Origin of the sequence: Sphingomonas sp. LH128 (assembly GCF_000293195.2) — a bacterium.
In the GTDB taxonomy this organism is placed as follows: domain Bacteria; phylum Pseudomonadota; class Alphaproteobacteria; order Sphingomonadales; family Sphingomonadaceae; genus Novosphingobium; species Novosphingobium resinovorum_A.
Map to the genome: position 1 here is coordinate 1 of NZ_ALVC01000095.1, position 23,819 is coordinate 23,819.

The window sequence follows — 23,819 nt, forward strand, 5'->3', positions numbered from 1 at the left end:
GGTGACGAAGGGCATGAAGATGTCCCCGGCATTGGCGTAGTAGCTGCTGGCGATGCCGCCCGGGTTGAGCGATTCGATGTAGCTGGCGTAGACCGAGAGGTTCTCCACCGGCTTCACCACCAGCCCGACCGAAAGCGACACCCGGTTGCGGTTGTAGCGGCGGATCAGGTCACCGGTGGCGGAGAAGGTCTTCTGCCCCACCTTTTGCCGCCGCGCGCCGACCATAAGCACGACGCGATCGTCGGCCATGCTCATGATGTCGGCGATGGCTTGTCCTTCATAGTCGTACTGGGACGTCAGGCGCCCGGCATCTTTGCTCAGCGCGCTGGTATCGGGTGCCGGGTAATAGATCGGCGTATAGATGTTCGAGGCCGCGCAGCCGGTCGTGCAGTTCGCGATGTAGTAGTTCAGCTGGCCGCGCTTTGCATTGTTGGCCGAGGCGATCACCGAAAGGCTGTGCGAGACGGGCCCGGTATCGAACTTGCCCTTGATCGAGCCCTCATAGCTCTCGTTTCGGCTGCGCGCCGGGATCCAGTAGGGAAAGCCGCTCTTGGTGCCGTCCACGTTGGTGATGCTGTCGATCACCTGGATGTAGAGTTCATCCGACTGGTTGCGGCTGTAGGCGGCGGCGGCCGTCCAGCCGGGCGCGAAGTCGTATTCGATGCGGCCGATGGCGTAGTCGTTCTGGCCGTCCCAGAACTCCCACTTCTGCTTGGAGTTGGTCCGCGCATCGGGCGCCTTGGGCACGGCCACGCGCGAGCCGATACGGGTGCTGCTCCAGCCGCCCTTGAGCAGGCGGTCCTGATGGCCGAGGTCGATCGTCACGCGCAAGTCATCGCTGCGGTAGTCGAGCCCGGCGGCGAGCATGGCCGAGCGGTTGTTCGTGTAGTCGACGTCGGTGGCACCGTCGCGGTAGACCGCGTTGACGCGCACGCCGAAGCCCTTGTTCACGCCGAACCGACGCGACACGTCGAGATTGGCGCCGAACTGGCTTTCCGAGGCATATGTCGCCGTCACGCGGTTGAGCGGCGCATCACCGGCCCGCTTGAGCACGTAGTTGATCGAACCGCCATAGGACGAGCCCCAGGGGCTGACGCCGTTGAGCATGGCGCTCGGCCCCTTGTGGACTTCGACGCGCTCGACCGCCTCGATCATCGTCCCGCGCGTGTCGGATGCGCCGAACATGCCGTTGACGAGCACTTCGCGCCCCGTCAGCTCGAAACCGCGCATGATGACCGTGGTGGTCTCGCCGTCGCGCGCGCCGCTCGCGCGGATCGAGGGATCGTTGTCGAGCACGTCGAGCAGGCTGCGGCTGTTCTGGTTCTCGATCAGTTGGCTGGTGTAGTTGGTGACGTTGAATGGCGTGTCCATCACGCTGACATTACCCAGCAGGCCAAGCTGTCCGCCCGTTGCGACTTGGCCGCCTGCATAGGCTGGGGGAAGATCAGGTGATCCCGCGTAAGTACCTGCGCCGCCCATGGAGGCAGCCTCGACCCGCAACGATCCCAGTTGGACGGCGCCGTCCGCGCCCCTCGGCGCCGCGATGAGCACGACGGCATTGCCCGCCATGCGCCAGGTGATACCGGTGCCGGACAGCATGTGGCTGAGCGCCGTGAGCGCGGGCATCTCGCTCTGGATCGCCTGGCTGCGCACGCCGTTTACGAGCGTGGCGTCCGCCGTGACCTGCAGCCCCGATTGCCGCCCGAACATGTTGATCGCGCTCGCCAGCGGCTGCGCGGGAATATCGAAGCGCGTGCCTGCCGACTGCGATGCTTCCTGTGCCTGCACCGGCGTGGCGAGCGCGATCATGCTCGTCCCCAACGCAGCCGCCAACAGCGCAAGGCGCAGGCCATCACGGCGGGGACGCAGCCCGCCACGCGAATTGATTGTCATTTGTGACCCCCAGATTGATCCGAACTTGCAATTGCGTTGCAATCGCGAGGTAGACGGAAAGCGCTGCGGAATTTTTCACGCAACTCGATAATTTTCTCGCACATCATGCGAAAAGGCGCAGTCAGCGCGCCCGAATGATCGTCAGGTAGGGGGTGACGCGGGTGATCGAACCACCGGCAGGCTCGACGATCGCGGCAAGCGCTGCTGCCGGTCTGCGAGCATCATACAGACCCGTGATGCGGCGGGCGGCCAGCGCCTTGTCGGCAAGGACGATCCAGCCTTTGTCATAGCGCCGCATTTCCTCGACGACTTCTCCGACCGTCGCATTTTCGGCGAAGAGATAGCCTTCGCGCCATCCCGCGAGCGAGGCGACCGGCACCTTGTCCTCGCGCATCGCGCCGCTTGCATTGTCGACAAGGACGCGGTCGCCGGGAAGCAGGTCCTCACTGTTGCCGCTCGCGCTCACGCGCACATGTCCTCTGGCGACACCGACCTGCGTTTGCTCCCGGCCGGAGCGTACCTCGAATGCCGTACCCAGCACACGTGTTTCGGTGCGTCCGCTAGCGACGACGAAGGGATGGGCGGGATCGCGCGCCACATCGAACCATGCCTCGCCCGCGACCAGTCGGACACGCCGCTCATTGCCGGTCAGGTCCACGTCTATCGCGCTGCGTGCGCCAAGCGTCACCCGCGTCCCGTCCGGCAATTGCACGTCGCGCAGTTCGCCGGTGTCGGTGGCATAGTCGGCGCTCAGCCTGAGCAGCAGCGACGGCGAGATCGCAAGCGCCAGGGCGACAGAGGCGGCCAGTGCGCCGAGCGAGGCCATGACCCGGCGATAAGTCGGTTGCGATCGCGCCCGCGGGGTGAAAGGCAGTACCGTCGCCGTAGAAGACGGTGCCCGCTGCGCCCGCTCCACATCGCCAAGCACGGCCCAGGCCTTGCGCGCCTGCGTCCATGCCTGCCGATGCTCGGGCGTTTCATCCAGCCATGCCTCGATGCGTCCGCGCAGCGCCGTGTCTTCCGGCGCGGCTTGCGCGTCGAGGAGATAGCCGACGGCAGCGTCCATCGTCTCCTTCGAAAGCGGGGCGGGGTTCATGGTGTCTGCCTTGCTGCTGCGCCGATGCTCCGGCAACCTGCATGACGGACGAGGCTCACGCATTTTTCACGCGTGCCGCATTTTTCTCGGGATGAAGCAGTGCGGCTCACGCCTCGTGCTCCCCGATCGCCATGGCTATCCGGCTGAGCGCTTCCCTGACGAGGCGATGCACGGTCGCGACTGAGACCGATAATCTGTCGGCGATCTCCTGAAGCGTGTATCCTTCGAACCTGTTCATCTCGAGAGCGAGGCGCATGCGCGGCTCCATGTCCCGAAGGACTTTCTCGATCCTGTCGATCAGTTGTCCTCTGGCCGCCTCGTCTTCGGGACTGGCGGTTTCCGTGGGCAGCATCCACCACTGCGGGACTTCCTCTTCGCGCCGTTCGATCTTCTCGCGCCGCACTTTGTCGAGCGCGATGTTGCGTACGATGCGATAGAGATAGGACAGCGGGCTGCGGATATTCTGCCGAGCGGCATTGCCGTCGGCCGCCGCAAGCCTGAGAAATGCCTCCTGCACGACATCCTCCGCCTCGAACCGATCGCGCACGATCGGCCGCGCATAGCTCACGAGAGCAGCGCGGTGGCGGATCAGGTCGTCCAAGCAGGGTCTCGGGTGAAGTTGACGGAAAGAGGGCCGCTAACACGATTGCGAATCATTCGCAATTGTTTGTCGCGCGGCCCGGTATCCCGTCCACAGGCACGGCAATGGTTTCAGGCGAGCGTCGTCTCGATCGGCAATCCGCCCTTGAGGGTGAGCGTCACCGGCGTACGCTCGGCGATGTCGGCGAGACGGGCTTTCTGGTCCTCGTCCAGCCCGATGATCGCCAGCCGGCGCTCGATATGCATGCCGTCCTTGCCGCCTCCCAGATGCAGTTCGACGTCGAGCGACTGCAGTGGCCAGCCCTTGCGCGCCGCATACATCTTGAGCGTGATCGCGGTGCACGCGCCGAGACTGGCGAGCAGCAGATCGTAGGGGGCCGGGCCTGCACCTTGTCCGCCCAGAGCCTCAGGCTCGTCCGCCGTGATCGCGTGGCCGCCGACGACGATCTCGGTGCGCCAAGGGATATCGCCGATATGTGCGGTTCCATGTGCCATCGTTGTTCTCCTTAAATCGGAAGGGGCCTCAGGCCGGAAGCGGGATGAATTCGTGCTCGCCGGGCACCGGGGCGAACCGCTGTTCGCGCCAGTCCTCCTTGGCCTGCTCGATGCGATCGGCGGAGGACGAGACGAAATTCCAGAAGATATGGCGCTTTTCGGGAAGGGGCTCGCCGCCCAGCAGCATCAGTCGGGCAGGGCCGCTGGCGCGCAGCACGAGTTCGGCATCGGGCTTGAACACGACCAATTGGCCCGCCGCGAAAGTGCCGGCCTGGCCTTCGACTTCGACCGCGCCTGAAACGACGTAGATCGCGCGCTCGATATGCTCGGCCTTGACGCGGTAGCGTGCTCCGTCCTGCATGGCGATGTCGGCATAGACCATGTCGGACCAGGTCTTCAACGGCGAGGTCATACCGTCCGAACTGCCCGCGATCAGGGTCAGGCGGGTTCCCGCATCTTCCGTGAACGGGATTTCGTGCGCCTTGTGGTGCGAGAAGGCGGGAGCCGTCTCCTCCGCTTCCTTCGGCAGGGCCACCCAGGTCTGCAGGCCGAACAGCTTGCCGCCGCTGGCGCGGTTTTCCGTGGACGTGCGCTCGGAGTGAACGATACCGCTGCCCGCGGTCATCCAGTTCACCTCGCCGGGGCGGATCGCCTGCAGCGAGCCGACCGAGTCGCGATGTAGGATCTCTCCCTCGATCAGGTAGGTCACGGTCGAAAGGCCGATGTGCGGGTGCGGACGGACATCCAGACCCTCACCGCTGCGGAACACCGCCTCGCCCATCTGGTCGAAGAAGATGAACGGGCCGACCATCCGGCGCTGCGCGCTTGGCAGTGCACGACGGACCCGGAAACCGTCACCCAGGTCGCGCACCGGCGGCAGGATGACCTGCTCGATGCCTTCGATGTCGAGTTCCGGGGCGAGTGAAGTCTGAATCGTCATGGGGGCGGTCCTTGATCGTGGTTGGGGGCGGGGGGCTGCCCTTTCCACTTCAGATACCCTGATCAGGGAATTCCATTCAGGCGAAAAATATAGCACGGAACGTTCGAATATCTCGAAAAGCCTGTGCCTATAACCAAATGCTATGAAAGACGTCTCTGCAGACGCTTAAAGTCGCCCTCCCGTGCGCAGATATGGGATGGACCATGTCCAGCGGAGCCTTCGATGCATAATGCCATTGCCACCGTGTCGCTGCGCGGCACTCTCGAGGAAAAGCTGGCCGCCGCTGCGCAGGCCGGTTTTCAGAGCGTCGAGATATTCGAGAACGACCTGATTGGCTCGGCCCTGCGGCCGCAGCAGGTGCGCAGAGTGATGGAGGACGCAGGCCTGTCCTGCTCGCTCTACCAGCCGTTCCGCGATTTCGAAGGCATGCCCGGAGACTTGCGGCAGCGCGCGCTCGACCGGGCGGAGCGCAAGTTCGACGTGATGGAAGCGCTGGGCACGGACCGCATCCTGGTATGCTCGAACTGTTCGCCCGCATCGCTGGGCGACCGCCAGCGCATCGTCGACGACTTCCGTGACCTTGGCGAGCGCGCCGCGAAGCGCGGCATCCGCGTCGGCTACGAGGCGCTGGCCTGGGGGCGGCACGTCAACGATCACCGCGACGTCTGGTCGATCGTGAAGGCGGTGGACCACCCGGCGATCGGCATCATCCTCGACAGCTTCCATTCGCTTTCACGCGGGATTCCCAGCGAAAGCATCCGTGAGATCGCAGGCGACAAGATCGTCTACGTCCAGCTTGCCGATGCGCCGCTGCTGGATATGGACCTGCTGTACTGGAGCCGCCATTTCCGCAACCTGCCCGGACAGGGCGGCTTCGATCTGGCGCGCTACGTGGCCGAGATCCTGCGCACCGGCTACGACGGCCCGCTGTCGCTGGAGATCTTCAACGACCGCTTCCGTTCGATCTCCACGAAACTGATCGCCGAGGACGGGCACCGCTCGCTCGAATACGTCCGCGACGCCGCGCTGCGCGTGCTGGGCGAGCCGACCGCGATGCCCGCCCCGCAGGCGCCGCTGCGTGCGGAGTTCGTCGAGTTCACCGCAGGTACGAACGACGTGGCGCGGCTGGGCGATACGCTCGAGACGCTCGGCTTCGCGCGGACCGCCACGCATCGCACCAAGAAGGTCACGCGCTGGCGGCAGGGCGAAGTCAACCTGGTGGTCAATGCGGAGCCGCGCGGTTTTGCGCAGTCGTACCGGATCGTTCACGGTACTTCGATCTGCGCGATCGGGGTGCGGGTGAACGATGCGCAGGCGGTGATGGACCGCGCCGCCGCGCTCGGCATTCGCGCCTATCGGCCCGAGGGTCGTCCTGGTCGCATGGCGATGCCCGCACTGCGCGGCGTCGGCGGTAGCCTGGTCTATCTCGTCGAGGATGCCGGCGCTGAAGCGCTGTGGGCGCGCGAGTTCGAGCCGGTCGAAAACACCGAGGTGTCCGGCGATGCGGGGGTGCGCGGCATCGACCATCTCGCCGCCGTCGTCCACAACGACGAATTCCTGTCGTGGCAACTCTACTGGCGCGCGCTGTTCGGGCTGGAGGGGCGCGACGCGCAGGACGTGATCGACCCGGCTGGCCTCGTGCACAGTCAGGCGCTGCAGTCGCCCGACGGCGCCTTCCGCCTCACGCTCAACGCATCGGACGCGCGCGAGACCCTGTCCTCGCGGTTCCTCGCGCAGGGCTTGGGAGGCGGTTTCCAGCATGTCGCACTGACCAGCGAGGACATGGTCGCCACGGCGCGGGCGCTTCAGGCACGCGGTGCCGCGATGCTCGACGTGCCCGCCAACTACTATGACGATCTGGCCGCCCGCTTCGGGCTGGCGGACGATGTGGTCGCGGCGATGGCGGAGGCGCATATGCTTTACGACGAGGATTTCGAGGGCAATTCCTATCGGCAGCTTTACAGCCGCGCGTTCGACAAGCTGTTCTTCTTCGAATTCGTGGAACGGGCGGCGGCCTATGTCGGTTACGGCGCTGCGAATGCCGGGGTGCGGCTGGCCGCGCAGAACCGCTATCGCGGGGCGACGGTCGGGGCGGAGTGAGCCTTCTGCACTGACACAGCAAAACCCCGGGGCAGCGTCAGGCTGCTCCGGGGTTTTGCTTTTTCGTCTCCGGTTGGCGAACCTGGAGTACGATGACATCAGATTGTTGCTCGTCATTGCGAGCGCAGCGAAGCAATCCAGGGCCGCTCGAACCGCCCTGGATTGCTTCGCTGCGCTCGCAATGACGGCTATTTTGGCATGCGGATCAGTGAGACGCACAGGCCCGCGAGCACCACCGGCACCGCGAAGATCGCGAAGATGACGGGCAGCGAAACCTTCTCGGCCAGCAGGAAGCCGCCCAGCATCGGGCCGATCACCGCGCCGATGCGGCCCACGCCCATCGCCCAGCCGAGCCCGGTGCTGCGCGCTTCGGCGGGGTAAAGGCTGGTCGCCAGCGGATAGCAGCCATTGAAGCCGCCCTGCACGAAGACGCCGATGAGGAAGGCGGTCAGAAGCGTTGCCGCCAGCGGCATGGCGACGGAACCGAATACCACCAGCGCACCTGCCGCCAGCACCATGTAGCCCAGGATCAGGCGGCGCAGATCGACGCGCATGGCGACATAGCTGAGCGAGGAGATGCCGATGAAGGCGCCGATGTTGTAGATCGCTCCGGCATAGATCGCATCCTTGGCCGGAAGGCCGGCCTCGACGGCGAGCTTGGGAATCCAGCTGATGACGAAGTAGAGCGTCATGAAGCTGAAGGTGATCGCCAGCCACAGCAGCATCGTGCTGGCCGCGCGGCCCTCGCCGAGCAGGCCGCGCAGGCCGACACGCTCGGCCTGGGCCTCGGCTCGCTCGGGAAGGCGCTCGAGCGGGGCGCGGCCGATGGCGACGAGCAGGCGATTGGCCCGCTGCAGCGCGTTGGCGGGCTGGCGGGTGAGCAGGAAGTCCACCGATTCGGGCAGTAAGGCGAAGACCAGCGGGATCGAGATCAGGCACAGCGTCGCCGCGCCCAGCAGCATCGCCTGCCAGCCGTGCGCCTCGATGTGCTGCGCGACGAGGAACCCCGTCAGGGTCGCGCCGACCGGGTAGCCTGCCTGCAGGAAGCCGACCGCGAAGGTGCGATGGCGCGCGGGTGCATACTCGGCGGTCAGCGCCGCCATGCTGGCGAGGACGGTGCCGATGCCGATGCCGACGATGAAGCGGGTGATGAGCAGTTCGGTCACCGATGTCGCGAGGCCAGAGCCGAACATCGCCGTCGCCATCATGATCAGCGAGGCGAGGATCAGCTTGCGGCGTCCGAACCTGTCGGCAAGCGGGGCGACCAGCAGGCCGCCGGCGGCCATTCCCGCAAGGCTGGCACTGAAGACGACGCCGAGGTTTTCCGGGCTGATGCGCCAGTCCGCCGACAGTGCCGGGGCGATGTAGGACAGGATCAGCACGTCCATCCCGTCGAGCATATTCAGCAGGAAGCAGATCGCCACGATCAGCACCTGACGGGCCGACCAGTTGTCTTCCCCATGCGTTACCTTGGCGTCGGCGGGCTGGCCGTTCACGGTGACGTAGGGACGCACGGACACCGATCCTGCGGCGGAATAACTGGCCATGGTAACGCCCTTCTCCATCCTCTTCGCGGCGCTTGCTTTGCGCCTGTGCCCGCCCGGTCTTGGAATACGTCCGGCTGTCGAACGGCATCGGCCTGGCGGTCCTTAACGGATCATGTCGTAACGGCAACGGCGCAATTCTCGCAGTGCACGCAATGATGTTCGGCATGCCGTTATGTTATGGATGAGAATGCGCTGCCGATCGCGGAAGGGCTATGAGAATGTTGCGCGCGATCTCCTCGAACGTCTCCCCTACCAGCGTTCGCGCGATTTCTAGGTTGCGGCTGACGTAGACGGGCAGGGTGCCCGGTTGCTCGAATTCCAGGAAGCGCACGGAATCGGCATGGGCCTGCATCGCCGTGAAGCTGTCCACCAGCGCGACGCCCATGCCGTTGGCGACGAAGGCCACCGCGGTCTCCGCAAAGCGCACGTAAGTCGCGACGTCCAGTTCCTCGCCCGCTTCCTCGTACATGCGGGCGATGATCTGCCCGTGCGGCGTTTCCTTGCGGAAGGACTGGATTCGCTCTCCCTGGATATCGGCGAGGGTGATGCGGGGGCGGTCCGCGAGGTGGTGCCCGGCGGGCACCGCGCAGACCATGCGGCCGGTGCCGATCCGGCTCGACAGCACGTTGGGATGATCGATCGGAAACACCGTCAGTGCATAGTCGCCGCGCTGCAGGGCCAGCCAGTCCACCGCCTGCTCCACCGAAAGGATATCGAACTGGATGGTGACTTCGGGATAATTCCCGGTCAGCCGCGAGAGCATCTGGGGCACCACCGAATGGCCCAGCGACGGCGATGCGCCGACCCGGAACGTGCGATCGACGCCCTTGGCCAGTCGCTGCACCACGTATTCGAGATCGCTGAAGCCCTTGAAAACGTGTTCCACTTCCTGAAACAGAGCCTGCGCCTCGGGCGTCGGCAGAAGGCGGCCGCGCGTGCGGTCGAACAGGCGAAAGCGCAGCTTGTCTTCCATGTGCCCGATCATGCGGCTGAGGCCGGGCTGCGACGTGCCCAGCATGCGCGCCGCGCCGCTCACCGTCTTGGTGATCATGACGGCGTGAAATATCTCGATCTGCCGGATCGTCAACATGCGCCAGCCTAGCCGATCGCAGGACGAGGCGACAAGCGATCTTGCCGCGCGCCGGGGCAGGTCAGGTTCATGGGCAAAGCACTCCTCGCGGCCTGCCCGGCCACACAAAAAAACGATGGCCGGGAGACTTCCATTATGAACGTGTACCATTTAGTACACAGCTATCCCGACCACAAGATCGGGCCGAAACACTCGCGGAGAATGAATATGCCTTTGATGCAGCGCCGACAGGCTCTCGCCCTCGGGGCCGTGGCGGGTATCCTGCCGACTATCGGTGCCAGTGCTGTGGCCGCCACGCCCGCCTCCACTTCCGGGACGAAGGTGCCGGTTCGCACCCGTCCCATCGTGATTCGCGATGTCGAGATCGGCGCGGGGCGGACGAAGACGATCGTGTCGCTGATCGAGATGACGCCGGATGCGGTGCTCTCCCGCGCGCGCCTGCTGGGCAGCATGGGCGAAGTCGATGTCGTCGAATACCGTATCGACTTCCTGGATCGGGCGCTCGACCCGCAGGTGGTCGCCGCGACCATGCGACCCGTGGCCGACGCTATCAAGGGCAAGCCGCTGGTAGTGACGTTCCGGACCAAGGCGGAAGGCGGCCAGAAGGCCATCGCGCCCGCGCAATACGCGGCGGTCTATCAGGCGATCCTGCAGACCGGCGCGGGCGATCTGTTCGATATCGAAGCGGCGCTGCTATCCGATCCGGCCGTCGCCGCGCTCAGGACGAGCGTGCAGGCGGCGGGGCGAAAAGTGATCCTCTCCCACCACGATTTCGCGGTGACCCCCTCGGTGGAGTTGATGGTCGGGCTCCTGCGCCAACAGCAGGCGCTGGGCGCGGATATCTGCAAGCTCGCAGTGATGCCGCACGATACCGGCGACCTGCTTCGCCTGCTGGAAGCGACCTGGATCATGCGCCGCGATCATGGCGACCGTCCGCTGGTGACGATGGCGATGGGCGGCATCGGCGCGGTGTCCCGTCTGGCGGGCGAAGCCTTTGGTTCCGCGCTCAGCTTCGGGGCGCTTGGTGATCCCTCGGCGCCGGGTCAGGTCAAGGTCGCCCAGTTGCGCGATACCCTGGCGATCGTGCACGACGCTATCGCGGGATAAAGATGCGTGCCTTGATGCCGCCCTCGTTCCGGTTGGTAATCTGCACGAAGCCGCCGTGCGCAGCAGCGATGGCGTTGGCGATGCTCAGGCCCAGCCCGAAGCCTCCGGTGACCGAACTGCGGGAGTGTTCGAGCCGATAGAATGGTTCGAACACCTGGGCAATTTCGGCTTCCGGGATGCCAGGCCCATCGTCGGTCACGATGATCTCCAGGGCCTTGTCGGAATCCGAAATCGCGATATCGGCCCGCCCGCCGTAACGTACCGCATTCTCGACTATGTTCTGGATGCAGCGCTGAAGGCTCAACCGGAAGCAGGACAGCGGCGCGGCCGCCTTGCCGGTAACGGTGACGGTGGCGCCGGTCTCCCGCATGTTCTGGACCAGAACCATCAAGAGGCTGTTCACATCGACCGTCGATCTGATCCCTTCGGGTTCACCGCTTTGCATGAACGTCAGCGTGTCGTCGATCATGGCTTCCATGTCTGCCAGTTCGGAGCGGAATTTCTCGCGTTGAGATTCGTCTGCCAGCATCTCCGTGCGCAGGCGCAGGCGCGTTATCGGCGAGCGCAGGTCATGGGACACCGCCGCCAGAAAGCGCGAGCGTTCCGCCAGCATCTCCACGAGCCGGGACTGCATCCGGTTGAACGCTTCTGCCGCGCGGCGCACCTCGACCGGTCCCTGGGTGTCGAGCGGCGGGCTGTTGATGTTCTTGCCCAGAGCTTCGACGGCGAGCGTCATGCGGGCGAGGGGCTGCATCGCGATGCGCACCGCGAACAGCGCGATCAGTACGACGATCAGGATACGCACCAGGTAGATGCGCAGGAAATAGTCCGCGATCGTGTCGAGGCGATGCGTGTCGGCGCCGTTCTCTCCTTCGACGCCGCGTACTTGCAGCCACACCGGCCTGCCGGGGACGTGAACGACTATGCTGTAGCGCACCGATGGCGCCCGCGCATCGAGCATCGACCATGTCCCCGCGGTCTGCCCCTTATCGCCGAGCAGTTCCATTTCCTGCACCCAGACGTAGAGGGGACGACCGTAACGGGCCTGCGCGACGTTTTGGATCAGGCGTTCGGTCTGGGAACGCTGGTGCGGCGGGGGCAAGTCGGCGGGCGGCGCGGTCAGCACCGTGGGCTGGAAAGCGGGACCGGCGATGCGCGCGGCCGTCCTCACGCGCTCCGCCTCGGGCTGCGCCTCGAGCAGCTTCATCGTATCCGCCACTTGTACGCCGAGGACCCGCAAGGGTAGGTCGATCAGTTCGCTGTGCCGCCGATCGAACCAGATCGTGCTGGTCAGCGCCTGCGCCGCCAGCAGTCCGGCGATCAGGATGCAGGCCATGCGGCCCGACAGCGAGTGCGGCCAGCGCCATGGAGCCCAGCGCATCACCCCTCGACGACCACATCGACCGCCAGTGCATAACCGCCGTTGCGCACGGTCCGGATGATGCGGGGGCTGCGCACGTCCTCTCCCAGCATCTGGCGCAGGCGGCTGATGCACACGTCGACCGAGCGGTCCAGCGGATCGCGCTCCTTGCCGTAGACCTGCGCCGCCAGATAATCGCGGCTCAGGGTTCGATGTGGGTGGCTGAGCAGCAGGCGAAGCATCAGGTAATCCGATCCACCCAGCTGCACGGCATCGCCGTCGGGTGCGGTCAGCCGGTTGCGCCGGGTATCGAGCCGCCATCCGGCGAACTGCAGCAGCCCGACTTCGTCCACCTGGTTGTCCGGCGGGAACTGGCGGGTGCGGCGCAGCACGACCTTGATACGCGCCAGCAGTTCGCGCGGGTCGAAGGGCTTGGGCATGTAATCGTCCGCGCCCATCTCCAGCCCGATGATCCGGTCGATCAGCGCGCCGCGCGCGGTCAGCATGATGACGGGCACGCGGGCGCGGTCGCCGATCATCCTGCATAGGGCCAGCCCGTCCACGCCCGGCATCATCAGGTCGAGGACGATCAGGTCGGCGCGGTTGTGCTCAAGCCAATGCCACATCGCTGCACCGTCCTGCGCCGCATGGGCCACCATGCCCGCGCCGTTGAGATACTCGCACAGCAACTCGCGAATGCCGGGATCGTCATCGACTACGAGGATTCTGTCGCTCATCGGCTGTCTGCCCGATCCACCGGGCCGGCGCTCGCCGATATCCACGTCCTGCAATTATGTAACGAAATGAAATAGGCCTTCATTGATTACATTCCATGACATAAAATTATGAAATAATACAAAAATATACCCGTTCCCCAGTATACCTGCTGTTGCCACCTGATAGGGGCGCTGTCGATTGCGAATGCATCGCATTATATCAGGGGTGAGCCATGAAGAAAGTTTCGTCCGGCACCGTCCGCCGGATTTCCACCACGCACATCGCATCGCTGGGCATGCTCGGCATGTTGAGTGTTCCGGCCGAGGCGCAGACTGCGGAAGAGCCGGTTTCGCTGGGCTCGGTGCGGGTGGAAGCGCCGATGATCGTCAACGGGCGCAAGCCGGACAAGGTGCAGTCTCCCAAGATGACGCAGCCGCTGCGCGATACGCCGCAGAGCGTGAGCGTCATCACCGGCGAGACCATGAAGGAGCAGAACGCGCTCAGCCTGCAGGACGTGCTCAAGAACGTCGCCGGCATCACCTTTACCTCGGGCGAGGGCAATCTGGGCTGGGGCGACTTCTTCACGATCCGGGGCTTCTCCTCCGAGCAGAGCGTGACGGTGGACGGCGTGCGCGACGGGGGCATGTCGAGCCGTACCGACATCTTCAACATGCAGCAGGCCGAAGTCTTCAAGGGCACTGGCTCGGTCGAATCCGGCGTCTCGGCGGTCGGCGGCAGCGTCAACCTGGTGAGCAAGGAAGCACAGGCGGAGGATTTCTATCGCGGATCGTTCGGCCTCGGCAGCCAGAACTATCGCCGCGCCACGGTGGACGTGAACCAGAAGCTGACCGATACGACGGCGGTGCGCGTCAACCTCATGTCGCATTACAACCAGGTCGCGCGTCGCAACGAGGTGGACTACGAGCGCTACGGCGCCGCCGTGTCGCTGGCGACTGGCCTCGGCACGTCCACTCGCCTGTACCTCGACGGCCTACACCAGCGTGACGACAATACCCCCGATGGCGGTCTGCCGATCCAGCGCGGCACCGGCGGCCAGCGGATGCCGGGCGTGCCCAAGGATGCCTGGTACGGCGCGTCGAATTCCTACGCGCAGCATACCCAGGTCGACAGCCTGACCGGCAAGCTCGAGCACGATTTCTCCGATGCGACCACGATCCGCACCCAGGCGCGCTACGAACGCTCGGACAACTGGGGCGTCTATTCGCCCGCCCGCTTCACCGCGGCTGATGCCAACGGCAACAAGACCTGCACCGGCACCCGATGCGCGACGCTGGGTTATGCGGGGCTCGGCGGGCTGACTTCGGTTGCGGGCGTCAGTTCCTACACCGATTACACCACGCTCGACACCGGCGCTTACGGCTACCTGCGCGGCAACGATTTCGGTACGTCCAAGCGCTACGAGATCTACGACAGCCAGACCGACATCAAGACCCATTTCCACACCGGCGGCATCAAGCATGACCTGACGGCGGGTATCGAACTGTTCCGCGAATACTACGGCGACCACGAGCGCACCATGCTCGCACCGGCAGGCGACATGTTCTTCGACCTCGCCAACCCGCAGACGGTCTTCGCCACCACCACGGTGACAAAGGGCGCGGGCAACGCGCGCGCCAAGGTGGAAAGCGCGGGAATCTACATCAACGACACGATCACCCTGGCCGATCGCTGGGAAGTCCAGGCCGCGATCCGGGCCGACCGTTTCAAGGCGCAATCGGTCACCGCCAGTCGCAGTGACACCGCGATCGGCGGCCGCCTCGGCCTCGTCTACAAGCCGGTCGAGGCGGGCGCGATCTACTTGTCCTACAGCCAGGCGGCGCAGCCTTCGGCGGTGGGCCTGACCACTAACAACACCATCTACGGCGCGGCGGCCACTTCTGCGCTCAAGCCCGCCAAGTCGCGGACCTGGGAAGCCGGCAGCAAGTGGGACCTGATGGGCGGCGCCTTGTCCCTCACCGGCGCGGTGTTCCGCACTGAACTGTCGGATTCGTGGGAATACAACGCCGACGATACTTCTCCCGTGCGCGCGCTGCCTTCCAAGCGGGTGGACGGCTTCGAGCTGGAAGCGCACGGCGAGATCACGCCGCGCTGGTCTATCATCGCCAGTTTCTCGCGCCTCAAGAGCGAGATCACCAAGGGCGTGAACAAGGGCGTGGAAGCTGCCAACGTGCCAGACTGGAGCGGCAGCCTGTGGACGTCCTACAAGCTGGGCTCAGCAGTCGAACTGAGCTACGGCGCGCAGTACGTCGGCCATCGGCGCTATTCCAACAACAAGTACGTCGGCGGCCTCAACAACAGCGCCAGCTATGCGATGGGTCCTTCGGGCGTCTATGCGATCTACACGCTCGACGAGGAACGTGCGCCTTCCTACATCGTCCAGAATGCGGCCGTTCGCTGGCATGTCAGCGACAACGTCACCGCCAACCTCAACGTGCAGAACCTGACCAACCGGTTCTACTGGTCGCGCATCGGTGCCTCGCTGGATGGCTTCCAGCTCTACGGCATCCCCGGCGCCGGCCGCACGGTGACGGGCAGCGTGGACTTCGCGTTCTGATCATACCTGCTGCCGGAGTGCATGATGCTGCTTGAAATCCCAGACGTCCTGACCCCGGACGAAGTCGGCACCATGCGCCGCGCGCTGGAACAGGCCGACTGGCTCGACGGCAAGGTGACCGCCGGTGCCCAGTCGGCCAAGGCCAAGCGCAACGAGCAGCTATCCGAGACCCACCCGCTGGCCGAACGTTTCGGCCAGCGGATTCTCGAGGCGCTGGCGGGCAACGCCGTCTTCATGTCGGCGGCGCTGCCGCAGCGGATTTATCCGCCACTGTTCAACCGCTATGCGCCGGGCCACGATTTCGGGTATCACGTCGACAACGCTATCCGCCCGATCAACGGAACGCGCGAGCGGGTCCGCACCGATGTGTCCGCGACGCTCTTCCTCGCCGATCCCGACAGCTACGATGGCGGCGAACTCGTGGTGCGCGGGGCGTTCGGCACCCATGCGGTGAAGCTGCCCGCCGGTTCGCTGCTGCTTTATCCCGGCACCAGCATCCACCGCGTCGAGCCGGTGACGCGCGGGGTGCGGCTGGCGTCGTTCTTCTGGGTGCAGAGCGTCGTCCGCGAGGATGCGCGCCGCGAGATGCTGCTGGACATGGACGTGGCGATCCAGCGCCTGACCCAGACCGGCGGCAATGCCGATGCGCTGGTGCAACTAACCGGCGTATACCACAACCTGCTGCGGCAGTGGGCTGAGGTCTGATCAAAAGGCTCAGCCCGCAACCATCGCCCGTTTCTCCAGCAGCGCCACGTAGGACGGGATCAGCGCCGCGAAGGCCTTGAAGCGCGGGTCGGCGATGCGGCCCGTCTCGAACAGGAACGCGCCGACCGAGATGATCGCCGCCACCTTGGCCTGACCCAGCACCGCATAACGATCGACGTCGACGGCGGTGCGGCCGGTGCCTTTCTCCCATTCCTCGACCATGCGCCCGGCGGACCACCAGCCGGGCAGCTCGAACCCGGCGTTGGCCAGCGACGCCTCGCCCTGATCGTGGAACATCAGCACGTAGCCAAGGTCCAGCAGCGGTTCTGAGACTTGCGCCATCTCCCAGTCGAGCAGCCCGGTGATGCGCCCCCGGTGCCACATGCAGTTGCCGTGCTTGGGGTCGCCGTGGACCGGCGTGGGCGTGCCGGAGGTGCGCGGCGGGCGGGCCACCAGATCCTCCAGCACCGCGACCAGACCGGGCGTGGAATCGGCCCCGCGCGCCACGTCCAGCCAGTGCTGCGCTTCCTCCGGCACGGTGCGGCCACCCGGCGGCATCGCCGATACCGGCATCCGGTGCAGCGCCAGGATCGCGTCGAACCACTGGCGGCAGACGCTTTCGGCGCTCTCGACCGGGTCGGCGGTGAGCCAGTCGGGCACGGCATATTCGAACGCCTCGCCTTCGATGCGGCCCATCAGGAAGAACGGGTCGCCCAGCACCTGCGGATCGTCGCACAGTTCCAGCACCGGGGGCAGCGGCACCCCCGGAGCGGCCTTCGATACGGCGCTGAGCACCGCGTGCTGGCGCACCATGTCGTAAGGCGGCAGCAGGCCCTCCTCGGACGGGGGCATGCGCAGGATCTCGTCGATCCCCTCGACCAGATAAGTCTCGTTGGAGTGGCCGGCTGAGAGGGTCTTCACCCCCGTCACCCGGTTGCCGCGCGGCAGCCAGGCGCGAAGCCCGGCTGCCAGCTTGTCGGTGTCGCGCGCCATGGCGGCTCAGACCAGCGAGTTTTCGGCGGTCAGCCCAAGCTCGGGATGCGCGCCGTGGATGATGGTTTCCATGATTCCGTAGCCGGTCCAGTCGCCCTCGGTCACCTTGATCGGGCAGTCGCGCAACTGGCGGATGCGCTCCAGCGTCTTGCGGTCGAGCGTGTCGTCGAACTTCTCGCCCTCGACCGTCAGCGGGCCGTGCCACGAACCGTGCTTGCGCCCGTCGAAGCCGAGGTAGAGGCCCGGGCCGAGATGGACGCCCGATGTGCCGACCACTTCCACCTCGATGGTGTGCGATCCGCCCTGCAGCATGTCGAAGTGGAGGCGGCCGCCGAGCAGGCGCCGGGTGCGGTCGTCGAAGCGCAGTTCGGGGCGCACGCGGGCGATCTTCTCCTGCGTGCCGTCCGGATTGTTGCGGTAGCCGGAGGAGTAGAAGATCCGTCCCTGCTTCGACTGGAAGTACATGTGATAGGCGACTTTCTCGCCGCTGGGCGAGACGAGCATGAACGGGCTCCAGATCAGCACGAACTCGCCCTGGCCGAACTTCACGTCGCCGAAGTCGGAGGTGGGGCGCACGTCGGCATTGTGCGCGCCCACGTCGAGGCGGGTGCCCCAGGAGTGGTCGCGGTACTGGGTCCATTCCTCGGGGTTGATCTCGATGCGCTCGCCCTCGACCTCGATCCAGCCGGAGGGGGTGCCGATCTGGTGATAGCGGATCACGTCCGAGCCGATGCGGAAACCGTCCTTCTCGCGCTGCTTGTGGCGGTCCTCGAAGAACGGGGGCATTTCCGAGGTGAAGGTGATGTCGTAGGCGATCGGCTGCTGGTCGTTGGCGGCGCAGGCGAAGCGGACCTGGCGCAGCGGCTCGATGACTTCGTAGCTCAGCGGCCCGGCTTCGGTGACGAGCGGGTCGTCGCGCAGTTCGCGGTTGGCGCGCACGGTCCACTGCTCGCTCCCGCGCGAGATCGCGGCCCAGCCGTCGAGAACGCCGCGATTGTGGTAGCGGCCGAGCCCGAAATCGACGCCCATGGTGCCGTCCTTGCGCACGATCGCGGTCCAGATCTTCTCGGTCCAGCTCTGTTCGGAGGTGCTGACGGAGGCGAACGTATCGACGATCTGGTGGTTGAGATGCTCGTCGAGCGCCGTGATCATGCCGATGTCTTCCATCGCATTGCGCACGTAGCGCACCGGCGTGTTCAGCAGTGTCGAATTCATTTCAGGCTCCCTCTTTGATGTCTTCTTCCGCCAGCGTGCCGACCTGCAGGACGGGGGTGACGGTGGTGTAGTTGGGAAGGTCGGCGAACAGCCCCGCGCCGCATTGCGCCATGGCCTCGTCGAAGGCGGCGCGCGTGGCGAACAGCATTTCCGAGATGGCCCAGTAAGCCGGAGAGGTGCCGTCGAGCGCGGCTTCGCCCAGCACCGTGCGCACGCTGTCCAGCCCGAACGGCGCCAGCAGACGGTGCGCGAAAGGCGCGTGGCGGTGCCGGTAATAGTCGCCGTCGAAACGGCTGCCAGCGTCGTTCGGATAGACCGCGAGAATGCGAATCATCGCGCTTCGCCTTTCTGTTCCTGTCCCGCTGATCTGTTTAAATCGTCCGACGATTTAGTCTATAGAAAATCGTGCCTGCTTTTCGCTGTCCCTGACTTGATCCGGGACCGGTAGCTGTCTTCGGGCGAGCGCCATCGCGCCGGGCGCCTCGGCGTCAGGTGGGTTGGTCACCGCCAGCGGTCCCGGATCAGGTCCGGGACTACGGGGTTTCGGTGTGTTAGCTGCTCAGGACGCGAAGCTGGCGAAGGCCGCTGCGGGCAGTTCCTCGATCGTGCTGCGCGTGCCGGCGAAGTGGCGCTGGACGGCGCGGTCGGCGGCGCCGACGGCGTTCTCCGCGACGGCCTTGGCGATTTTGCTGTAGCCCGAGGCATGGCGCACGCGCTGCTTTTCCGACTGGATCGATTCGATCTGGGCGCGGAACAGGTCGGTGCGGGTGAGCGGCATCGCGCGCTCAAGCTCTCCGTTGCCGCCGATCGCGACGAGCACCGAATAGAACTGGCGGCGCTGCTCCAGATAAAGCGCGCGGTTGTGGTTTCGGTTGGCCTCGTCGATGGCGTTGGCGGCCTCGACGATCTGGCGGCGCTTCTCGTCGGTGTCGCAATGCTCGGCCGCGAGTCGCGCGGCGAGGCAGGCGAGCGGCTCCAGCGTCTGCAGCAGATCGAGCACCGCCTTGCGGTCCAGCGTGGCGATGTAGGCGCCGCGATAGCGGTTGAGCGTGACGATGCCGTCCGCCGCAAGATGCTTGAGCGCTTCGCGCAGCGAGCCCCGGCTGATCCCCAGCCGCTGCGTCAGGTCAGGTTCGACGAGGTGCTGGCCAGGCACGAACACGCCCGCGCGGATGCCCCGGATTATGGCTTCGGAGACTTTGTCGGCCGCGCTTCCGGCGTCGACCTTGATGGCCTCCGCATCGAGGGTGGTTTCGTCTGCCATGTCCTTCAACCGCGTAGCCATTGTCCTGCTCACTCGTGCCGCCGGGTCTCTCCCGGACTTCCAATCCGTACTGCTCTACAAGCGTTTCGTCCATCATCAATACAAAATGATCGATCGGTCTCATATCACGAAATCGTCGAACGATATTGACAGATGGTGTGAGGGCGGCAATACCTCCAATCCACGACGGACGGCAGGGAAGCAAATTCCCGCGCCTCGTGGCTCCAAGGAGGGAGGAAACTGAAATGGCGACAGGCAATCCAATTACAGTTGGGCGAATCGCAGTTGGGCGGATGTTGCTGGGGGCAGTATCGCTCACGGTCCTGGCCAGCGCGGATGCGGCATGGGCGCAGGATGCGGCCAGCACTGCAAGCACCCCGAATGCCCCGAGCGCATCGGCGAACGAGATCATCGTGACCGCGAACAAGCGCGAGCAGTCGATCAACGACGTCGGGCTTTCCATCACCGCGCAGTCGGGCGAGGCGCTGATGGAGCGCGGGATCAGCTCGCCCACCGACCTCGGCAAAATCGTGCCGGGCCTGACGGTCCAGCCCTCGCCGTTCAACACCCCGGTCTATACCCTGCGCGGCATCGGCTTCTACGAGACGACGCTGTCCGCTTCGCCGACCGTCGCGGTCTATACCGACGAAGTAGCGCTGCCGTTCAGCGCCACCACGCGCGGCGCGGCGTTCGACATCCAGCGCGTCGAGGTGCTGAAAGGTCCGCAGGGCACGCTGTTCGGCCAGAACACCACCGGCGGCGCCATCAACTACGTGGTCAACAAGCCGACCGAAGTGTTCGATGCCGGTCTTGATCTCAGCTACGGCCGCTTCAACGAGATCGACACCACCGCCTTCATCAGCGGCCCGATCACCGACGGCGTCAAGGCGCGCCTCGCGGTGCGCGGCGTCCACAGCGACGACTGGCAGTACAGCTACACCCGCGACGACAGCCTCGGCCGCAAGCGCCAGCTGCAGGGCCGCTTCCAGTTGGCGATCGAGCCGACCAGCAACTTCCGCCTGCTGCTCAATGCCAATGGCTGGATCGACAAGGGCGATACCCAGGCCGCGCAACTGGTCGAGGATACCTGCGCGGAATCCACCGCAGGCACTTGCGGCAGCCCGCAGGCCGCGGCATTCCGCGACTATCCGCGCGCGCCGGACAAGGCCCGCGCGGCCGACTGGGGCTACGGCATCTTCGGCCGCCGTCCCAAGCGCGACGACCGCTTCTGGCAACTCAGCGCCCGCGCCGACCTCGACCTGAACGAGAACCTGACGCTGACTTCGGTGACCGCCTATTCCGATTACAAGACGGATTCGGTGCAGGACTTCGACGGCGCCACGATGTTCTCGGTGGACACCAACACCACCGGCTTCATCAAGGACTTCGCGCAGGAACTGCGCCTGTCCGGCAAGTATGGTGCGCTCAACGTCATCGTCGGCGGCAATTACAACCGTTCGCGCACGTTCGATCGCCTGTTCTACAACTTCAGCGAAGGCCCATCGGCCAACCCGCTCTACATGATCCCCGGCGCGCCGCATGGTGAGCTGACGTTCAACTACTCACGCCAGAACGTGAAGTCCTACGCCGCCTTCGGTAACGTGGAGTTCGAACTGTCCCCGCAGCTCACCCTGATCGGCGGCGCGCGCTACACCAACACCAAGCGCAGCTTCGAGGGCTGCACCAACGACTTCGGTGGCGGCACGGCGACGTGGTGGAATGCGATCTTCGGCACCAATGTCCAGCCCGGCGGCTGCCTGACCTTCACGCCGACGTTCCCGGTCATCTTCGATCCCGCCGACTTCGACCAGCTCAACGAGGACAACATCTCGTGGAACGCCGGGGTCAACTACAAGACCGACAGCGACATGCTGCTCTATGCCCGTGTCAGCCGGGGCTACAAGTCGGGCAGCTTCCCGACCGCCTCGGTCGCCAGCTACAGCGGTTATACCCCGGTCAAGCAGGAGTCCGTCACCGCCTATGAAGCGGGCGTGAAGGCCCCGTTCGGCAACGGTTTGGTCGAAATTTCCGCCGCTGCGTTCTACTATGACTACAAGGACAAGCAGCTGCGCGGCCGCAAGCCCGATCCGGTGTTCGGCACCCTCGACGGGCTGGTGCAGATCCCCAAGAGCCGCGTCTACGGCTTCGAGACGCAGATCGACGTGCGCCCCACCGACGGCCTGCGCATCTCCGCCGGCATGACCTACATCGACACCAAGATCACCGAGTTCACCGGCTACGACGCGCTGGGCGAACTGCACGATTTTGCGGGTCAGAAGTTCCCTTATGCCCCGGCGATCACCGCGATCGGCGATGCGCAGTACGACTGGGCGGTGGGCAGCGCCAACGCCTATATCGGAGCTTCGGTCACTTACAACAGCCAGACCAGCAGCGCGCTGGCGAACAGCAACACGCAGTACGTCGATCGCGACAGCCGCTTCCAGATCAAGGAATACGCGCTGCTCGACCTGCGGGCGGGTGTGAAGCTGCACGACGACAAGATCCGCATCGGTGCCTGGGTGCGCAACGTGACCAACACGTTCTACTGGACCAACATCCAGGACAACCTCGCCTCGATCTCGCGCTTCACCGGCATGCCGCGCACTTACGGCATCCAGCTCGGCTGGCGCTACTGACCTCTCCGTTGCCCCGCGGCCCTTGCTTCAGGGCCGCGGGGTCTTTTTGGATAGGCAAGATCGTATTACGATAACGACAGGCGATTCGTCGCAAATCCGGCAACCGGATCGAACGAGACGCCGCAATGGAGAGCACCGATGGCCACGCAGCCCTACGAGCAGCCGCATGTCGCCAGCACGACGCCCATCGTGGCGCGGATCCCGCTGATCCCGCCGCGTGACCGCGCGCACGGCCCGTTGACGGCGCGGCGGCTGCGGCGCTTCTATCTTGGCCTTGCGGTGGTCTTCGCGCTGGCGGTGATGCCAGTGGTGCTGCGCATGAGCGCGCAGTGGAAGGCCTTCGGGCTGGGGCTGATCTTCCCCGGCGGCGGGTTCCTCTATGCGGGCGGGGTGGTCGGCGTGCTGGGCGCGCTGGCCTCGATCGCGGCCTTCGCGGTGATCCTGTTCATCTGGTGGGCGCGCGGCCCGATCATCGCGCCGCCCGGCGTGCTGATCGGCACCGCGCTGCTCTCCGCCGCGTGGATCGAGGGGCGGGGCGGCGTCGCCTTCGTCGAATATGCGCTCCCCGTTGGCGTGCTGGCGGCGTTCTGCGTCATGGCGCTGAGACGCCGCACGCACTTCGCTCGCCAGCAGGCGCGGGGCGAGGAACTCAACCGGGTTCTCGCAAAGGCCGAGCCGATCCTGCGCGAAACCCCGGTGGAGGCCGGGCCGGAGATGCCCGATGGCCAGATCGGCGAGTACCGCCGCATGCTCGACCTCGCGCTGCAGCCGATGGACAGCTGGACCGGGTTCTCGACCGGCGACACCTGGCAGGACGGCGCGCTGCGCTACCAGATCTGCACGATGTCGTGGAACCTCGCCTTCGGGCAGTACACGCAGTTGCCCGCGTTCCACGGCTACCTGAACACCGCGCAGGAAAATCTGATCCGCAAGCATGTGGACCGCAAGACGTGGAACTACTGGTTCTGGGAAAGCCTGTGGGGCAACCTGAAGCTGGAGAAGAACCCGGTCGCCACCGACAACATCATGCTGTCTGGCTTCATGGGTGTCTCGCTCGGCCTGTTCGAAACGGCCAGCGGCACCTCGCCCTTCGCGGGCAAGGATGCGCTGACCTTCCGCTGGGACGAGAAGACCGCGTTCACCTACAGCCACGAAACGCTGATGGACGAAGTGGTGAAGAACTTCCGCCGCTACGACATCGGCTGGTTCCCGTGCGAGCCGCGCTGGATCTATTCGATGTGCAACCTTGTCGGCCGCACCGCGCTGGCGCTGCACGATGCGCGCAACGGCACCGACATGATCGGCAAGGTCGGCGACCGCTTCGAGCAGACGATGGAGCAGGAAATGATGATGGCCGATGGGCGGGTGAAGGTCTGCACCTCGTCGCCCTTCGGCTTCACCGTGCCCAGCCTGTCGGGCCTGTTCGGCGAGACATGGGGCATCCGCTTCCTCACCCCGCACGCGCCCGATCAGGCGGAGCGGCTGG

Annotated in this window: 19 protein-coding genes; 6 read left to right on the plus strand and 13 right to left on the minus strand. The window is 65.4% G+C overall.

The window, feature by feature from the left end:
* From LH128_RS08365 to LH128_RS08385, 5 genes are all read right to left on the minus strand, one after another.
* On the minus strand, positions 1–1,893 hold a 1,893-nt coding region (locus LH128_RS08365), incomplete at its 3' end, for a TonB-dependent receptor domain-containing protein (protein ID WP_037518532.1).
* A 121-nt stretch (positions 1,894–2,014) separates the two neighbouring features.
* Entirely contained in the window at positions 2,015–2,989 is a 975-nt protein-coding gene (locus tag LH128_RS08370) for a FecR family protein (protein ID WP_008829178.1), read from the minus strand.
* A 106-nt stretch (positions 2,990–3,095) separates the two neighbouring features.
* Positions 3,096–3,590 carry an RNA polymerase sigma factor gene (locus tag LH128_RS08375; RefSeq protein ID WP_008829179.1) on the minus strand — a complete coding sequence of 165 codons (495 nt, stop codon included), beginning with the start codon at positions 3,588–3,590 and terminating at the stop codon, positions 3,096–3,098.
* Between the two features lie 110 nt (positions 3,591–3,700).
* Positions 3,701–4,084 carry an OsmC family protein gene (locus LH128_RS08380; protein ID WP_008829180.1) on the minus strand — a complete coding sequence of 128 codons (384 nt, stop codon included), beginning with the start codon at positions 4,082–4,084 and terminating at the stop codon, positions 3,701–3,703.
* A gap of 28 nt (positions 4,085–4,112) precedes the next feature.
* Positions 4,113–5,024: a pirin family protein gene (locus LH128_RS08385; RefSeq protein WP_008829181.1), complete on the minus strand. Its 912-nt coding sequence runs from the start codon at positions 5,022–5,024 to the stop codon at positions 4,113–4,115.
* Positions 5,025–5,246: 222 nt separating this feature from the next.
* Between LH128_RS08385 and LH128_RS08390 the strand changes: the two genes are divergently transcribed.
* Complete coding sequence (locus LH128_RS08390) at positions 5,247–7,124, plus strand: bifunctional sugar phosphate isomerase/epimerase/4-hydroxyphenylpyruvate dioxygenase family protein (protein ID WP_008829182.1); 1,878 nt, start codon at positions 5,247–5,249, stop codon at positions 7,122–7,124.
* Between the two features lie 188 nt (positions 7,125–7,312).
* Here the strand turns inward: LH128_RS08390 and LH128_RS08395 are convergent, their stop codons facing one another.
* Positions 7,313–8,671 carry an MFS transporter gene (locus LH128_RS08395; RefSeq protein ID WP_037518535.1) on the minus strand — a complete coding sequence of 453 codons (1,359 nt, stop codon included), beginning with the start codon at positions 8,669–8,671 and terminating at the stop codon, positions 7,313–7,315.
* 175 nt (positions 8,672–8,846) lie between these two features.
* A complete protein-coding gene (locus LH128_RS08400) occupies positions 8,847–9,761 on the minus strand; it encodes a LysR family transcriptional regulator (RefSeq protein ID WP_008829184.1) in 915 nt (304 codons plus the stop codon).
* Between the two features lie 69 nt (positions 9,762–9,830).
* Between LH128_RS08400 and aroD the strand changes: the two genes are divergently transcribed.
* Positions 9,831–10,868: a type I 3-dehydroquinate dehydratase gene (gene aroD, locus LH128_RS08405; protein WP_081799232.1), complete on the plus strand. Its 1,038-nt coding sequence runs from the start codon at positions 9,831–9,833 to the stop codon at positions 10,866–10,868.
* Here aroD and LH128_RS08410 read toward each other — a convergent pair.
* Complete coding sequence (locus LH128_RS08410; RefSeq protein ID WP_008829186.1) at positions 10,855–12,249, minus strand: ATP-binding protein; 1,395 nt, start codon at positions 12,247–12,249, stop codon at positions 10,855–10,857. The two genes, aroD and LH128_RS08410, sit on opposite strands and share 14 nt — an antisense overlap.
* A complete protein-coding gene (locus tag LH128_RS08415) occupies positions 12,249–12,965 on the minus strand; it encodes a response regulator (protein WP_008829187.1) in 717 nt (238 codons plus the stop codon). Before LH128_RS08415 ends, LH128_RS08410 begins: the two co-directional genes overlap by 1 nt.
* A gap of 212 nt (positions 12,966–13,177) precedes the next feature.
* On the opposite strand from LH128_RS08415, the gene LH128_RS08420 reads away from it, so the two are divergent.
* Both LH128_RS08420 and LH128_RS08425 read left to right on the plus strand, forming a co-directional pair.
* Positions 13,178–15,520, plus strand: coding sequence for a TonB-dependent receptor (locus tag LH128_RS08420; RefSeq protein WP_008829188.1), 2,343 nt, complete (start codon positions 13,178–13,180; stop codon positions 15,518–15,520).
* A 24-nt stretch (positions 15,521–15,544) separates the two neighbouring features.
* Positions 15,545–16,225: a Fe2+-dependent dioxygenase gene (locus LH128_RS08425; RefSeq protein ID WP_008829189.1), complete on the plus strand. Its 681-nt coding sequence runs from the start codon at positions 15,545–15,547 to the stop codon at positions 16,223–16,225.
* Positions 16,226–16,234: 9 nt separating this feature from the next.
* Here LH128_RS08425 and LH128_RS08430 read toward each other — a convergent pair whose 3' ends face one another.
* The 4 genes from LH128_RS08430 to LH128_RS31315 form a co-directional block, all read right to left on the minus strand.
* Positions 16,235–17,218: a phosphotransferase family protein gene (locus LH128_RS08430; protein WP_008829190.1), complete on the minus strand. Its 984-nt coding sequence runs from the start codon at positions 17,216–17,218 to the stop codon at positions 16,235–16,237.
* Between the two features lie 6 nt (positions 17,219–17,224).
* Positions 17,225–18,433, minus strand: a complete 1,209-nt coding sequence (locus LH128_RS08435; protein WP_008829191.1) for a hypothetical protein — start codon at positions 18,431–18,433, stop codon at positions 17,225–17,227.
* A 1-nt stretch (position 18,434) separates the two neighbouring features.
* Positions 18,435–18,767, minus strand: coding sequence for an EthD family reductase (locus LH128_RS08440; RefSeq protein ID WP_008829192.1), 333 nt, complete (start codon positions 18,765–18,767; stop codon positions 18,435–18,437).
* 225 nt (positions 18,768–18,992) lie between these two features.
* Positions 18,993–19,697 (minus strand): GntR family transcriptional regulator, encoded by a 705-nt coding sequence (locus LH128_RS31315; RefSeq protein ID WP_051211447.1) that lies wholly within the window; start codon positions 19,695–19,697, stop codon positions 18,993–18,995.
* 293 nt (positions 19,698–19,990) lie between these two features.
* Here LH128_RS31315 and LH128_RS08450 point away from each other — a divergent pair, with 293 nt between their 5' ends.
* Both LH128_RS08450 and LH128_RS08455 read left to right on the plus strand, forming a co-directional pair.
* The gene (locus tag LH128_RS08450) at positions 19,991–22,333 is read left to right on the plus strand and encodes a TonB-dependent receptor (protein ID WP_008829194.1); all 2,343 of its coding nucleotides are present in this window, start codon (positions 19,991–19,993) and stop codon (positions 22,331–22,333) included.
* Between the two features lie 138 nt (positions 22,334–22,471).
* On the plus strand, positions 22,472–23,819 hold a 1,348-nt coding region (locus tag LH128_RS08455), incomplete at its 3' end, for a linalool dehydratase/isomerase domain-containing protein (RefSeq protein ID WP_008829195.1).